The 14,421-nt window shown below is 70.9% G+C and carries 11 protein-coding genes; 4 read left to right on the plus strand and 7 right to left on the minus strand.

What is annotated here, in order from left to right:
• Positions 1-8: 8 nt before the first annotated feature.
• From Bsp3421_RS25450 to Bsp3421_RS25470, 6 genes are all read right to left on the minus strand, one after another.
• On the minus strand, positions 9-2,378 hold the full coding sequence (locus tag Bsp3421_RS25450; protein WP_273998649.1) for a mechanosensitive ion channel domain-containing protein: 2,370 nt from the start codon (positions 2,376-2,378) through the stop codon (positions 9-11).
• A gap of 133 nt (positions 2,379-2,511) precedes the next feature.
• Positions 2,512-3,090 (minus strand): TonB-dependent receptor plug domain-containing protein, encoded by a 579-nt coding sequence (locus tag Bsp3421_RS34105; RefSeq protein ID WP_337995289.1) that lies wholly within the window; start codon positions 3,088-3,090, stop codon positions 2,512-2,514.
• Between the two features lie 73 nt (positions 3,091-3,163).
• Positions 3,164-4,180 (minus strand): methyltransferase, encoded by a 1,017-nt coding sequence (locus Bsp3421_RS25455; protein WP_274004356.1) that lies wholly within the window; start codon positions 4,178-4,180, stop codon positions 3,164-3,166.
• Positions 4,180-4,935: a hypothetical protein gene (locus Bsp3421_RS25460; RefSeq protein ID WP_273998650.1), complete on the minus strand. Its 756-nt coding sequence runs from the start codon at positions 4,933-4,935 to the stop codon at positions 4,180-4,182. Before Bsp3421_RS25460 ends, Bsp3421_RS25455 begins: the two co-directional genes overlap by 1 nt.
• A 154-nt stretch (positions 4,936-5,089) precedes the next feature.
• Positions 5,090-9,073, minus strand: a complete 3,984-nt coding sequence (locus Bsp3421_RS25465) for a translocation/assembly module TamB domain-containing protein (protein WP_273998651.1) — start codon at positions 9,071-9,073, stop codon at positions 5,090-5,092.
• A gap of 21 nt (positions 9,074-9,094) precedes the next feature.
• The gene (locus tag Bsp3421_RS25470) at positions 9,095-10,855 is read right to left on the minus strand and encodes an autotransporter assembly complex protein TamA (RefSeq protein WP_443111598.1); all 1,761 of its coding nucleotides are present in this window, start codon (positions 10,853-10,855) and stop codon (positions 9,095-9,097) included.
• A 270-nt stretch (positions 10,856-11,125) separates the two neighbouring features.
• Here Bsp3421_RS25470 and Bsp3421_RS25475 point away from each other — a divergent pair, with 270 nt between their 5' ends.
• From Bsp3421_RS25475 to panD, 4 genes are all read left to right on the plus strand, one after another.
• The gene (locus Bsp3421_RS25475; RefSeq protein ID WP_273998652.1) at positions 11,126-11,314 is read left to right on the plus strand and encodes a DUF3460 family protein; all 189 of its coding nucleotides are present in this window, start codon (positions 11,126-11,128) and stop codon (positions 11,312-11,314) included.
• A gap of 4 nt (positions 11,315-11,318) precedes the next feature.
• Positions 11,319-12,191 (plus strand): segregation and condensation protein A, encoded by an 873-nt coding sequence (locus Bsp3421_RS25480; protein ID WP_273998653.1) that lies wholly within the window; start codon positions 11,319-11,321, stop codon positions 12,189-12,191.
• A gap of 208 nt (positions 12,192-12,399) precedes the next feature.
• The gene (panC, locus tag Bsp3421_RS25485) at positions 12,400-13,239 is read left to right on the plus strand and encodes a pantoate--beta-alanine ligase (RefSeq protein ID WP_273998654.1); all 840 of its coding nucleotides are present in this window, start codon (positions 12,400-12,402) and stop codon (positions 13,237-13,239) included.
• Positions 13,240-13,256: 17 nt separating this feature from the next.
• Positions 13,257-13,643 carry an aspartate 1-decarboxylase gene (panD, locus tag Bsp3421_RS25490; RefSeq protein ID WP_273998655.1) on the plus strand — a complete coding sequence of 129 codons (387 nt, stop codon included), beginning with the start codon at positions 13,257-13,259 and terminating at the stop codon, positions 13,641-13,643.
• A gap of 67 nt (positions 13,644-13,710) precedes the next feature.
• On the opposite strand, the gene Bsp3421_RS25495 is transcribed toward panD, so the two are convergent.
• On the minus strand, positions 13,711-14,340 hold the full coding sequence (locus Bsp3421_RS25495) for a ParA family protein (RefSeq protein WP_273998656.1): 630 nt from the start codon (positions 14,338-14,340) through the stop codon (positions 13,711-13,713).
• Between the last annotated feature and the right edge of the window lie 81 nt (positions 14,341-14,421).

Here is a 14,421-nt window from a genome sequence, read left to right on the forward strand (position 1 = left end):
GGCCGTTTTCATGGGCGATCCGCCACGGCCGCCTGCCGCGCGGCGGGATGAGCCGGATCAGGCGCGCCGCCCTCGTAGGCGACCACGCTGCGCTGCGGATTCGCGATCCGGATCCCGCGCGCGGAAAACAGCGTCGCGATGCGCCGGTTGAACTCCCGCTGCACGCTCCAGCGCGTCGTGTCCGTGCACTGCATCTGCCCCACGAGCGCGAGCGACGCGCCGTCGACCTGGTCGACGCCCCAATAGCTGAAATCCGACAGGATGCCGTCGCGGTAGGTCGGATCGTCGCGCAACGCGGCGCCGATCTCCCGCAGCGCCGCGACCGCGCGGTCGACGTCCTCGCCGTACGCGATCGACACCTTGACGGCCGCGTTGCCGAGCCCGCGATTCGTGTTGTTGACGGTCGTCACCGAGCTGAACGGGATCGTGTACAGCGAGCCGTCGCCGGCGCGCAGCCGCACCGTGCGAATCGACAGGTACTCGACCGTGCCCGACACGCCCGCGAGCGTGACCGAATCGCCGACCTGCATCGCGTTCTCCATCAGCAGGAAGATCCCGGTGATGAAATCCTGCACGAGCTTCTGCGAGCCGAAGCCGAGCGCGACGCCGAAGATGCTCGCGCCGGCCAGCAGCGGGCCGACGTTCACGCCGAGCTGGCTCATCCCCGTCATCACGACCACCAGCGCGATCAGCACGAACAGCAGCGTGCGCAGCATCGGCAGCAGCGTACGCAGGCGCGCGGCGCGCATCAGGTTGCCGTCGTTCGACCAGGTCTGCAGACGGCGCTCGATCGCGATGTTCGCGGCCTCCCACGCCACGAGCGCGACCACGGCCGCGATCGCGATCGTCGCGAGCGCGGACGCGAGCCGGTGGCCGATCGTGCCGACTTCGAACGCGCGCAGCACCGGCACGCCCCACACCTGCAGCAGCAGCGCGAGCGTCACGAGGCCGACCAGGGCCGATACGATCTGGCGCAGCAGCGGGTAATAGCGGTACGCATGGCGATGGACGAGCGTGCTGTCGTCGTCGCGGCGCTGGAACAGCCGCGCGAGCGCGCCGAACACGACGATCGACACGATCCGCATGACGATCAGCACCGCGACCGACCGGCCGCCGAGCGTGACCAGCACGCGGTAGCCGTGGTGCACGTCGAGCGCCCACACGAACCACAGCGCCATCACGATCAGCGCCGACGCGGGCGCCCATGCGTCCGCGAGCGCGTGGCCGAGCGCCGCGAACGACGGCCGGCCCGCGCCATGCGCGCGGATCCGCGCGGCGACGGGCCGGCTGCACCGCAGAATCAGCACCGACACCAGCACGTGGCCGACGAGCGCGACGGCCTTCAGCAGCGCGACGTGGCCCGCTTCGCTCAGGCCGAAGTTCGCGGCCGTCTCGACGAGCGCGGTGCAGCCGCCGACGATCGTCACGAAACGGCCGATCCAGTGCTGCGCGAAGCCCGCCCAGCGATCGCCGATGCGCAGCAGCCGCAGTTGCGGCGCGTCCGGCTGGAAGAACAGCCGCGCGACGATCACGATCAGGCGGCAGATCACGTAGATGTCGATCAGCGCTTCGAGCGCGGCTTCGGCCGGCGTGCCTTCGTCGGCGAGGATCGACATCGCGAGACTCGCGACGCCGACGAATCCCAGCACCGGCACCGCGCGCAACAGCAGGCTGACGAGCGCGCGCGGCATCCGTTGCAGCAGCGTGCTGTGCCGTCGCACGTGGCCGCGTCCGCGCGCGGCCGCGGCGTCGGGCGACGGATCGGGGTCGCTGCCGGACGCGGGCGCGGGTTCCTGCGCGGGCGCGCCGGCGCCGCGACGCGCGGCCAGCGCATTCAGCGTGCGTCGCAACAGACGCGCGGCAAGGCGCTCGACGACGAGCGCAGGCAGCAGCACGGCGACGATGATCGACAGCGCGCGCAGGAATGCGGCGCGCGCGTCGGCGCGGGTCAGCAGGTCCTGCCACCAGTGTCCGACCGAGCCGATGTCGAGCAGCGAGCGCGCCGATTCGTGCAGCGCGCGGCCGAGATCCACGGCCCAGCGCGAGCCCTGGCGCACGAGCATCGAGGCGAGGCCGTTCGACTTGAGCGCGGTGGGCGCGGCGGCGTCCGATGCGGCGCTGGCCGGCGGCGGCGCGCTCGCGGCAGGCGCGCTCAGCGCACCGACGGCGGCGATCGCGCGCAGCGTGGTCTCGACCTGCGCGCGATCGCGCGGGTTCTCGAGCACGGCGAGCGCCTGCTGCGCCTGCTGCGAAGTCAGCGCGGGCGCTGTCGCGGATGAGGTGGGAACGTTCGCCGGCGCGGCGGCCGGCGCACTGGCGGCGGCCTGGGCGGCCGTGACGACGGCGGCAAGCAGCCAGCCAACGAGGATCTGTCGCATAGGTCGACGAGCGGGCGCGCATCGAGGCGGCCCGTGGTAAGGACGATGGCGAAAGTTAACATGATCGCGGGCGGGACCGAATAGTTCCGGCGAATCGCCCCCGGGGCGCGTCGTCCTCGACCACGCAGAAGCGTCATCCGACCCCGCGTCGCGCAGTCGCGCAGTCGCGCAGTCGCGCAGTCGCGCAGTCGCGCAGTCGCGCAGTCGCGCAGTCGCGCAGTCGCGCAGTCGCGCAGTCGCGCAGTCGCGCAGTCGCGCAGTCGCGCAGTCGCGCAGTCGCGCAGTCGCGCAGTCGCGCAGTCGCGCAGTCGCGCAGTCGCGCAGTCGCGCAGTCGCGCAGTCGCGCAGTCGCGCAGTCGCGCAGTCGCGCAGTCGCGCAGTCGCGCAGTCGCGCAGTCGCGCAGTCGCGCAGTCCCGCAGTCCCGCAGTCCCGCAGTCCCGCAGTCCCGCAGTCGCGCAGTCGCGCAGTCCCGCAGTCGCGCAGTCCCGCAGTCGCGCAGTCGCGCAGTCCCGCAGTCCCGCAGTCGCGCAGTCCCGCAGTCGCGCAGTCCCGCAGTCCCGCCCACGGGAAGCGAAGCCCGTACAGCACGGAGACCGGCCCCTTCAGCACCTCGACCCGCTCCATGAAGTACGGATCGATCCGCGGCAGCGCGTACCAGCCGTTGGTGGCGAGCTTCAGGCCGTTCCAGTACGGTGGGGGCAGGCGAAGCAAGGAAACGGCCGACAGAGGGCCGCCTTGCGCGGCCCTCTGTCGTCGGCATTCGGGATGTCAGGCGGTCGGACGTTCAAGCCTTCACGCCGGTCACGATGCTGTAGTACCCGCAGGTCGGCACGGTCCGAATCCCGACGAAGCCGACCTCGGCCAGCATCGCGGACAGCGCCGCCGAGGTGTATTGCTCGCCTTCCGTCCACGCGATCATCACCACGCTGTAGCCCGCCGCCGCGAGCGGCCCGCTCTTGTCGTCGCGCAGCAGCATCTCGTGCAGCGCGATGCGTCCGCCGCTCGGCAACGCGTCGAAGCTCTTGCGGGCGAGCCATGCGCCCTGCGCCGGCGACCAGTCGTGAAGGATGTTCGAATAGAAATGCAGGTCCGCCGGCGGATACGGGTCGGTCCACATGTCGCCCGGATGCAGCGTGATCCGCGCGCGCAGCACCTCGTCGTCGACGAACTCGCCGTGGATCTCGCACACCCCGCCCAGATCGAACAGCACGCCGCGCAGCGCCGGCCATGCGGCCAGCGCGCCATGCAGGTGCACGCCCGAGCCGCCGCCGACGTCGAGCATCACGCGATGCGCGGACAGGTCGAGCCGCGTCGGCCATGCCTGCGCGTGCGCCCCGCCCGCGCTGTGCATCGCGCGCGTGAAGCGCAGGCCCAGCTCGGCCTGGCGCTCGTGCGTGCTGAAGATGTCGTCGGTGTCGTAGGCGCGCGGCGCGTCGCGACGCAGTGCCGCCTCCAGCCCCGCGAGCGTGAAATTGCCGGCGTGGTCGGCCATCAGGTCCCACATCGCGCCCCAGTAGGTCGGGCTCGATTCGATCAGATAATCCGCGCCGAGCGGCGTCAGCGCGAACCGGTTCGCGGCGCGGCGCGCGAAGCCCAGCGCGACCGCCACGTTCGCGAGCGCCTCCGCCGGCCGCCGCGCGAGCGACAACGCATCGCCCAACTCCGCGAGCGTGCAGGCGCCCTCGGCGAGCCGGCGGAACAAACCGAACCGATGCGCGAGCAACAGCGCGGGAAAGGCGTAGAGACCCAGCATCACGTCGAACAGCGCGGCGTCGTCCTGACGCACCGAGGTCGCGCGCATCATGCCCTCCCGTGCGTCGCGAGCGCCACGCGCTCCATCATCGGCGAGCCCTGCCGCGCGCCCTGCTCCGCGGCGGTGCGCCCGACGAACCGCTCGGCCTCCTCGGTCCAGGCGGCAAACACGTCGAACACCCGGTCGACGAACACCACGCATCGTTGCCTGACGTCGTCCGACAACGCGATCCGTTCCAGTGCAACGGTGCCGTCATCGCGCTGCAGATGGCCGTTCTCGAGGGCGAAATGGTCGGCGCCCATGTAACGCAACGGCCGGCCCGTCGCCGCCTGCCATACCTCGGCCGCGCGCGTCGTCAGCGCGAAGAGCACGTGGCCGGTCGCCTCGATCGCTTCGACGATCGCGTAGCGCTCGACGCTGTTCGCCCCGCCGAGCATCGCGCACAACTCGTACATCAGGATCCGGCTGCGGTACGTGTCGTCGCGCCAGAGCGCGCGCAGCGCGTCGGTGGTGGTGGTCGCCGCGTTCCAGCCGAGCGTATCGAGATCTTCGAGGAACCAGACCCAATGATGATCGTCCTCGCGGGTGTGCGCGTTGACGCGCGCATCGTACGGGTCGCGCGGCGGCTCGCGGCGCAGCACGTAACGGTTCAGGTCGGCGAAAGCCATCACGAAGAAGGCCAGGCAGGGCATGAAGCCGAGCCTCGCCCGCGCCGGCAGGCCGTCGTCGCGCAGCCGCTCGAACAACGGCAGCGCAGCGTACGCGCGCTGGCGTCGCGCGATATGAGCAAAAACCGCGTCCATCCGTTGCCTCCCGTCAGGACAGGCAAACTCGCAGCGCGCAGGCCGGCGCGCCAACCCCGTTGGCGGCGCAATGCATCATGCGTTCGTCTGTATCCGCCGATGAAATGCCGGGCGGTGTCCTCAATCTAGGATGGGCTGATCGAATGTCAAGCCGCTACCACCACCAGCGATCGAAACGCCGCGTGTAGTTGAGGTCGACACCCTGGAACGTGCCGGTGTACGCCGACACCGACCAGAAACGGGTCAGGTTGAGCGTCGCCTTGAACGCGTTGCTGGCCGACTGCAGGCCCTGCTCGTAGCCGAGCACGAAGCGCTCGTTGATCGCCTTCGACACCATCACGACCTGCGGATCGGTGAGGCCGACCTCGCTGCGGCCGATCGAGAACTCGTCGAGCCCGAAGGTCTGCGCGACGCGCTTGCCGGTCGCGCTGCCGAGCAGCGCGAGCGCGGTGGTCATGGTGTTCTGCTGGCCCAGGTTGTTGCCCTGGTCGGTGCCGTGGCCGAACAGCAGCCACGACAGCTTCTCGTTGTCGGCGACGTTGGGCTCCGAGACGAGTTTCGCGACCGGCGCCTGCACCGTGCCCGTCACCTGCACGCCGGCCTCCACCTCCTGGTTGCGGCGCATCGCGAGGATGTTGATGCCGGGGTTCGACACCGGCCCGTTGAACGTGAAGAAGCCGTTCTCGATCGCGAGCTTGCGGCCGAACGAGGTGTAGGTCGAGCCTTCCGTCACGCGCACGTTGCCGACCGCGCGCAACGGCACGCCCGGCGCGCTCATCACGGTGATCGTGCCGCGCAGGCCGAGATCCGCGCCATGTCCCTTGAAACGGAAGTCGCTGCCGAGATCGATGTCGACGTTCGCGCGCGGCGCGAGCGACGGGGCGGGCTTGTCGGCGGCCGGCGCCGGCTTGGCGATCGCGGTGCCGGTGCGCGTCTCGCCGCGCACGGTGCCGTCCGGCCGCACGATCACGACGTCGTCCGACAGATGCGGCGCCGATTCCTCGGGCAGGTCGAACAGCGCGCGGTCGACGGTGAACTTGCCGTTGATCGCGACTCCGCCGCGCGCGCCGTCGTTCTCGACCGTCGCCTTGCCCGACAGCGACAGCTTGCGGTCGGGCGCGGCGAACAGTTCGAGCTTGTCCGCGACGATGCTCGCGGCGAGGTCCGGCTCGTTGCCGTCGAGGCGCACGCGGCCGAGCATGCGCAGCGTGCCCTGCCCGCCGTGGAACTCGACCTGCTGGAACTCGACCAGGTTCTCGGTGAGCTTCACGCGCACGACGCCATCCTTGAGCTGCACGCCCTGGTCGACCATCGTCGCCGACAGGCCGTCGCCCGTCAGCATCCCCGACAGGCTCGGCTTCGCCGGCGTGCCGCCCAGCGTGAGCTTGAGCGCCGCGTGCCCGTCGAGCAGGTAGCTCGGGCCGAACAGGCCGCCCGTGGTCTTGAGCGCGGGCACGTCGACGTCGATGCGCCCGGACAGCGGCGCGTCGGCGGCGGGCGCGAGCACGCCGTCGCGCAGCGTGAACGGCACCGCGAGCGAGGCGTCGAGCGTACCGATCCGGTTCGCCTGCGCGCGCACCGTCGCGTTGAGCCGGTTGCCCGCGCCGAACGCGGCGCGCGCCGTGATGTCGGTGATGCCGAGCGAGGCGACGCCGCGCCCCGATTCGAGCGTCACGTCGCCGCTGCGGCGCTTGATCTGCAGATAGCCGCTCGCGGTGTCGGCGAGCGCGAAATCCCAGTCGCCGTCGAGCACCAGGTCGGTGCGCAGCGGGGTGCGCGCGCCCGTCAGTTCCTCGCGTATCGTCAGCGCGCGCGCGACCGACAGGTTCGAGATCGCGCCCGCCGAACGCAGCTTGCCGTGATCGAGCGCGAACGATTTCAGATCGAGCTGCGCGCCCTCGATGCCGAGCCGCGCCGCGCCGAGCAGCACGCGGCCCGCGCCCGCCGACACGGTGAGCGGCGCGTCGAGCGACACCGACGGCGTGCCGCGATTCGCGAGCCGCGTCACGGTGCCGTCCCAGCGCGGTCCCTCGCGCGTCTCGACCAGCCCGCCCGCCGCCGCGACGCTCAGGTTGATCACGCGGCCGTCCGCGGCGCCGAGCGCGGCGGCCTCGAAGGTGTGCTTCGCGCGCGTGCCGTTCAGGTTCGCGGACGCGCTCCTGAGCCGCACCGCGCCGAGCGCGAGATCGGCCGCCTGCGCGTTGAAGACGAGCGCGCCGTGCGCGCCGTCGCGGATCTCCGCCTGCCCCTGCGCGCTGCCGATGCGGTTCTCGCCAAACGCGACGCCGCTCGCCTTGAACGCCGCGCTCACGTTCGGATGCGCGAACGAGCCCGTCAGGTCGCCGTTCGCCTGCAGCAGCCCGGCGAGCCCGAAGCCGAGCCGGTCGAGCTGCGGCGCGTCGACCGCGAAGCGCAGCCGGTCGCCGGCCGCGCCGAAGCTGCCTTGCAGATCCACCTGGTTGCCCGCGATCGACAGGTTCACGTTGCTCGGCAGGATCCGCGCGCCCGCCATCTGCAAGGTGCCCTGGCCCGTCAGCGGCAGGCGGTCGTACACGCTGTCGCCGAGCTTGAACTGCGCGCGCGCCGTGAAGCCCGGTTCGAGCGCGCCGCTCGCCGCGAGCGTGCCGTTGACGCGCGCCGTGCCCGCGCGCGGGCCGCCCGCCCCCGGCCGCGTGCCCGCCGCCGTCAACGCGAGCGGATCGAAGTCGGTGAGCGTCGCCTTCAGGTCGTAGCTGCTGCGCGCGTCGTGCTTGAGGGTGCCCGCGAGATCGACGCGGCCCTTGCCCGCCGTCACGCGCGCCTCGCTGATCGCGATCTGGCGCGGTTCGAGCGCGACCTTCGCCTTCGCGCCGAGCGCGAGCTTCGGATCGCTGAGATCGAACGCGATGGTCTGTCCGCCCTCCGCGAGCGTCACGCCGACCGGCCCGCCGAGCTTCATCGGCCGCAGCGCGGCGACGAACGCGTTCAGGTCGAGGTCGGCGACCTTCAGGTCGAAGCGCCCGCGCCCGCCCGCGAGCGCGCCGCCGCCCGTCACGCTGCCGCCGCGCAGCAGGCGCAGGGCAAGGCCGTCGATGCGCTGCGCGTGCGCGTCGAGCCGCGCGTCGGCGCGCGCGTCGAGCACCGGCAGCAGGTTGTCGCCGAGCGGGCCCGGCTTCGCGTTGACGATCGACACCGGCCCGGTGACGACGAACGCGCCCGGATGGCGCGGATCCGCCGGCGCCGGCGCGAGCTGCGCACGCACCGCGAGATCGGCGCGCGGCGCGCCCGGCGCGAAGGCCTGTGGGTTCACGTGATCGAACGCGAGCGTCGCGCGCGTGAGCGGCACGTCGGAGAACGGCGCGGCCTCGACCTGGGCGCGCCCGTTCAGCTTCATGCCCGAGGCGTCCAGCTCGGCCACCAGCGCGGCAAGCGAGCCGGACACCCGGGCCTGCGCGTTGACCGGCTCGTCGGCGAACTTGCCCGTGTAGGCCGCGTCGCCGGCGATCGCGAACGGCCTCACGCCGTCGAGCCGCGCGCGCGCGCTCAGCGCGCCGAACGGCGTGTCGAGCCGTTCGAGCGTCGCGTCGTGATGACGGCCGTCGCTGCGACCGCTGAACACGAGCCCGGCCAGTTCGGTGGTGGAGCCGCCTTCGTGGATCGACAGCGTGTCGAAGCGCAGGTCGCGCACCGTCAGCTGCAGCGGCAGGCGCAGATCCTCCGGCAGGGTCGTCGGCGACGGCGGCGACGGCGGGATCCGCACGTCGATCGCGCCCGCGCGCAGCGTGTCGATCGTGAGACGCAGCGGCGCGCGCGTGAGCGCCCAGCGCCCGCTCACGCGGTCGATCCGGACCTCGGTGCCGGCGCCGTCGGGGCTGGTCCACGCGAACCCGGACAGACGCACGCCGTGCGCGAGCGAGCCGCCCTCGAGCGTGCCCGCGAGACGGCCGCCGAGCAGCTTCACCGCGGCCTGCCACGCGATGCGCGTGCCGCGCTCGGTCGCCACGGCCGCGACGAGCGCGCCCGCCAGCAGCGCGGCCAGCAGCGCCAGCACGCCGAGCGTCCGCGCGAGCGCGCGCAGCGGCCGCCTGCGGCGCGGGGCGGGCGGCTCGGCGCCGGGTGCGGCGGCGGCGGGCGGCGGGGCGGAAACGTCCTGGGTCATGCGGGTTCGCGGTCTCGAAGATCAGAAGGCAATGCCGAGCGTCAGGTACGGCCTGACGCTCCGGTTGCGCAGCCCGTAGGCCACGTCGAAATTGACCGGGCCGACCGGGCTGCGCCAGCGCGCGCCCAGGCCGACGCCCTGGAAAAACACTTTCTCGCCCCACGCGTCGGTGGCGGTGCCGATGTCGAAGAAGGTCGCCGCGCCCCAGTCGTGGTTGAACCAGTGCTGGTACTCGGCCGTGCCCGTCACCAGGTACTTGGTCGGCAGCACCGAGCCGTCGACGTTGTTGCCGATGCTCTGATAGCCGTAGCCGCGCACCGAGTTCGAACCGCCCGCGCGGAACAGCAGCGACGCCGGCACGCCGGTCGAGCTGCCGCCCGTGAACACGCCGCCCAGTTCCGCGCGGAACACGAACAGGTCGCGCTTGCCGAGCGGCAGGTACTGCTGGCCGCGCGCGTAGCCGCGCACGAAGGTCTGGTCGGTCCCGACGCCCCTCACCGCGAAGCCGGCCTCCGCGTGGATCAGGCTGCCCGCGCGCGGAAACAGCGGATCGTCGACGTTGCGGCGCGTCCAGGCCCACTGCGGCACCAGCGCGCGGCTCGTGGTCGGGCCGACGGCGTTCTGGTCGAGCCGGTCCTGGTAGTACATCAGCGAGTACGAATAATCGATGAACTGGCCGGTGCGGGTGCGCTGCAGGCCGACCCGCGCGCTGTAGATGCGCGTGTCCGACACGTTGGTGTTGGTGTACGACGCGAGCACGCTGTTGGTCCACGCCTTCTCGCCGGGCGGCATCGACAGTTGGATCTGGCCGTACTGCTGGATCTGGTCGAGCCGGCCCGACACCGACAGCGGCCACGCGGCGCCGAAGGTGTCGAGATAGCTGTAGGAGCCCTGCACGTGCGGGCCGGTGTCGGTGGAATAGCCAACCCCGCCGCGCACGCTGTTGTACGGGTACTCGCTGACCTTGACGTGCACCGGCGTGCGCTCCGGCTGCTGCGTGTCGTCGCCGACGTCGATCGCGACGCTCGCGTAGTACGGCGTGTTCTGCAACTGGCGCTGCAGCTCGTTGATGCGCTGCACGTCGTAGATCTCGCCGACCGACAGCGGGCTCACGTTGCGCACGATGCGCTCGGGATAGCGCTGCACGCCCGACACGTCGAGCGGCCCCATCGTGAAGGTCGGGCCGCTGTCGAACGCGACCGTGAGCTTTGCCCGGCGGGTGCGCGGATCGATGCGCGCCTCGGACGCGGTAATCTTCCCGCCCAGGTAGCGGCGCGACTGCAATTGCTTGAGCGCGGCGCGCTTCGCGTCATCCCAGCCGGACTGCGTGAACGGATCGCCGGGCTTCAGCGAGAACGCGAAGCGGGCGGCGGCCGCCTGCTTCGGGTCCTCGCCGTCGATCGGCCCGCTGAAGTTCAGGTCGACCGCCTCGACCGTGGTCTGCGGGCCCGGATCGACCGACACGGTGACGCTGCGCTTGCCGTCGCGGGTGCGCACGTCGGTGCGCACCACAGGCGAAAAATAGCCCGCCGTCGCGGTCAGATCGCGCACCTGCTGCGGCGTCGCGGTGACGAGGAAGTCGAACTGGTCGTCGCTGATGTCGTCGCGCTTCGCGAAGCGGGCGATGTCGAGATGCTGCTTGAGCAGCGCGCGCACCGAGCGCGGCGCGTCGATGTCGACGCCGTACTTGGCGGCCGCGGGCCACGCGCAGGTCAGCGCCACGCACGCGAGCAGCGCCCGCCAGCCTCGCACCGGCAGCCGGCCGCGCCGCCGGCGCGCCAGCTGCCCGTGATCGCCGCGCGCCGTCGCGCGCTGTTGTCTCGCCTGCCCTGCCAAATACGACCTCCGCGTCGGATTCCTGTGAATAAACCGCCATTTGACCACACCGGAGCAACCCCGCCGCCGCGCCGGGCGTGAAAGATGTTCAAGCGACGCGACGCGGCGGGAGCGCATTCGACGCCGGATTGCGCCGGCTGTTCCCCGCATTGCGGTAAAATCCCGTCGATCGTATTCCGGGCGCGGTGCGCCCTCCTCTGAACGGAAGCCCGAACCATGCCGTACCAGTCCGATGTCACGCAATTCCTGAATCAGTTGAAGCAGCAGAAGCCGACGCTCGAGGACGAGCAGCGCAAGGGCCGCTCGCTGCTGTGGGACAAGCAGCCGGTCGACCTCGACGAGCGCGACGCGCAACAGGAATCCCGCGTCAAGCAGACGTCCTACGTCTACTACCAGAACTTCTGACGCCGTGAGCGCCGCGGACGAGGCCGGCGCCTCGCAACCGGAACAGGCGATCGCCGCCCCGTCGGGCGCCGATTCGACGCCCGACACCGTCGACGGCGTCGCCGCGTTCGCGCGCCTGTACGGCGAGCCGCTCTTCAAGCTGCCGCAGGACCTGTACATCCCGCCGGACGCGCTCGAGGTGTTCCTCGAGACCTTCGAGGGTCCGCTCGACCTGCTGCTGTACCTGATCCGCAAGCAGAACTTCAACGTGCTGGACATCCCGATGGCGCAGGTCACCATCCAGTACCTCGGCTATGTCGACCAGATCCGCGAGTCGAACCTGGAACTGGCGGCCGAGTACCTGCTGATGGCGGCGATGCTCATCGAGATCAAGTCGCGCATGCTGCTGCCGGTGAAGAAGGCCGACACCGGCGAGGAAGCCGAGGATCCGCGCGCCGAGCTGGTGCGCCGCCTGCTCGAATACGAGCAGATGAAGCTCGCCGCGCAGCGCATCGACCATCTGCCGCAGCTCGGCCGCGATTTCCTGCGCGCCGACGTCTATATCGAGCAGAGCATCACGCCGCGCTTCCCCGACGTGAACTCCGACGACCTGCGCGCCGCCTGGGCCGACGTGCTCAAGCGCGCGAAGCTGGTCCAGCACCACAAGATCTCGCGCGAGGAGCTGTCGGTGCGCGAGCACATGAGCTTGATCCTGCGCCGCCTGCAGAACGCCCGCTTCATGGAGTTCGCCGACCTGTTCGACACCTCGCGCGGCGTGCCCGTCGTGATCGTCAACTTCATCGCGATGCTCGAACTCGCGCGCGAGTCGCTCGTCGAGATCACCCAGCCCGAACCGTTCGCGCCGATCTACGTCCGGCTCGCCTACCTGCCCGCCTGACGCGCGCCGCCGCGCGTGCATCGTCCCCTATTTCCCGCCCTCCGTCTTGATGCGAACGGTCGTGCCTTTATCGATGCGCTGGAGCGGCAAATCCTCTACAATCCCGACGCTCGCCGCCTGGCTCCACGCCCGGGCGCCCCGCACCCAGTCATGACGCCGCCGTAGGCGGCGCAACGCGCGACCCGCGCGAGGAATCCGACCCGCCACCATGAAAGTCATCAGCTCGATCCAGGAACTGCGCGACCAGTTGCGCGGCCAGAACCGCGTTGCCTTCGTGCCGACGATGGGCAACCTGCATGAGGGCCATCTGTCGCTGATGCGGCTCGCCCGGCAGCACGGCGACCCGGTCGTCGCGAGCGTGTTCGTGAACCGTCTGCAATTCGGTCCGAACGAGGATTTCGACAAGTACCCGCGCACGCTGCAGGACGACATCGAGAAGCTGCAGAAGGACAACGTCTACGTGCTGTTCGCGCCGAGCGAGCGCGACATGTACCCGGAGCCGCAGGAATACCGCGTGCAGCCGCCGCACGATCTCGGCGACATCCTCGAGGGCGAGTTCCGCCCGGGCTTCTTCACCGGCGTGTGCACGGTGGTCACGAAGCTGATGTCCTGCGTGCAGCCGCGCGTCGCGGTGTTCGGCAAGAAGGATTACCAGCAGCTGATGATCGTGCGGCGCATGTGCCAGCAGCTCGCGCTGCCCGTCGAGATCATCGCGGCCGAGACCGTGCGCGACGCCGACGGCCTCGCGCTGTCGTCGCGCAACCGCTTCCTGAGCGAGCGCGAACGCGCGGAGGCGCCGGAACTCGTGCGCACGCTGCATCGCGTGCGCGACGCGGTGCTGGGCGGCGCCCGCGACCTCGCGGCGCTCGAGCGCGACGCGCTCACGAGCCTCGCCGCGCGCGGCTGGCAGCCCGACTACGTGTCGATCCGCCGGCAAGCGAACCTGGTCGCGCCCGACGCGGCGCAACGGGAAGCCGGCGAGCCGCTCGTCGTGCTCGCGGCCGCGAAGCTCGGCGCGACCCGCCTCATCGACAACCTCGAAATCTGAAGCACCTAGGAGTCACCATGCAGCGCCACATGCTGAAATCGAAGATCCACCGCGTCGCGGTCACGCACTGCGAGCTGCATTACGAAGGCTCGTGCGCGATCGACGAGGATCTGCTCGAAGCCGCGAACATCGTGGAGAACGAGCGCATCGACATCTGGAACATCAACAACGGCGAGCGCTTCTCGACCTATGCGATCAAGGGTGAGCGCGGCAGCGGCATGATCTCGCTGAACGGCTCGGCCGCGCGGCGCGCGCAGCTCGGCGACCTGGTGATCATCGCCGCGTTCGCGATGGTCGACGAGACAGCGCTGCAGGCCGGCTGGAAGCCGGACCTGGTGTTCGTCGACGAGCACAACAAGATGAAGGGCAGCCGCGACCACGTGCCGACCCAAAGCTGGACCTGAGCGGCGCGCGCCGCCCGGCCCCGGCCACCCCACGACCCGCCCGGGCGTGGGGTTTTTTATGCGCGCGTCAGGCCCGCGCCTGCGCCCATTCGACGATCGGCTGCCACTGCTCCAGGTCCTTGTCGACCCGGCTCTTCGCGACGTCCCACAGCGTGAGGCCGTGCGCGGCGAGCTGCACGTAGTTCTGGGTGTCGCGCACGTAGCCGAGCACCGGCAACTTGAGCCCCTCGACGAACCGGTGCAGCTGGTCGGCCGAGCGCGTGCGCGCATCGACCCGCATGCCGACGATCCCCACCTCCACCGCGCCCTTGCGCACCGCCTTCTCGCTCGCGAGCCGCTCCAGGAACTGCTGGGTCGCGAGGATATCGAACAGCGACGGCTGCAGCGGCACGATCACCTTGTCGGCGAAATCCAGCGCGAGATTCAGGCGGCCGCCGTGCAGGCCGGCCGGGGTGTCGATCACCGCGTATTCCAGGCCGCGCGGCGGCTTGGAGGGCGCGTCGGGATCGAGCGACCAGGTCTCGATCGGCGGCAAGGTCGACGGCCGCAGGTCAAGCCATGCATGCGCGGACTGCTGCCGGTCGAGATCGGCCAGCGCGACCCACGCGCCCTGCGCCGCGAAATACCCCGCCAGATTGGTGGACAGCGTGCTCTTGCCTACGCCGCCCTTCGGATTCGCCACCACGATCACCGTCATGAATTCCCCCGAAAAAGCCGTCGGCGACGCCGGCCGGAGCCGACGCCGCACCCGTTGCGGATACAGGGAGCGATGATATCG

Origin of the sequence: Burkholderia sp. FERM BP-3421, from assembly GCF_028657905.1 — a bacterium.
Lineage (GTDB): Bacteria > Pseudomonadota > Gammaproteobacteria > Burkholderiales > Burkholderiaceae > Burkholderia.

Bases quoted from the DNA above. Each gene is read 5' to 3' on its own strand.
- panD (WP_273998655.1), top strand. From the start codon at position 13,257: ATGCAGCGCCACATGCTGAAATCGAAGATCCACCGCGTCGCGGTCACG.
- Bsp3421_RS25455 (WP_274004356.1), bottom strand. From the start codon at position 4,180: ATGCGCGCGACCTCGGTGCGTCAGGACGACGCCGCGCTGTTCGACGTG.
- Bsp3421_RS25495 (WP_273998656.1), bottom strand. From the start codon at position 14,340: ATGACGGTGATCGTGGTGGCGAATCCGAAGGGCGGCGTAGGCAAGAGC.
- Bsp3421_RS25475 (WP_273998652.1), top strand. From the start codon at position 11,126: ATGCCGTACCAGTCCGATGTCACGCAATTCCTGAATCAGTTGAAGCAG.
- Bsp3421_RS25450 (WP_273998649.1), bottom strand. From the start codon at position 2,378: ATGCGACAGATCCTCGTTGGCTGGCTGCTTGCCGCCGTCGTCACGGCC.
- Bsp3421_RS25465 (WP_273998651.1), bottom strand. From the start codon at position 9,073: ATGACCCAGGACGTTTCCGCCCCGCCGCCCGCCGCCGCCGCACCCGGC.
- panC (WP_273998654.1), top strand. From the start codon at position 12,400: ATGAAAGTCATCAGCTCGATCCAGGAACTGCGCGACCAGTTGCGCGGC.
- Bsp3421_RS25460 (WP_273998650.1), bottom strand. From the start codon at position 4,935: ATGGACGCGGTTTTTGCTCATATCGCGCGACGCCAGCGCGCGTACGCT.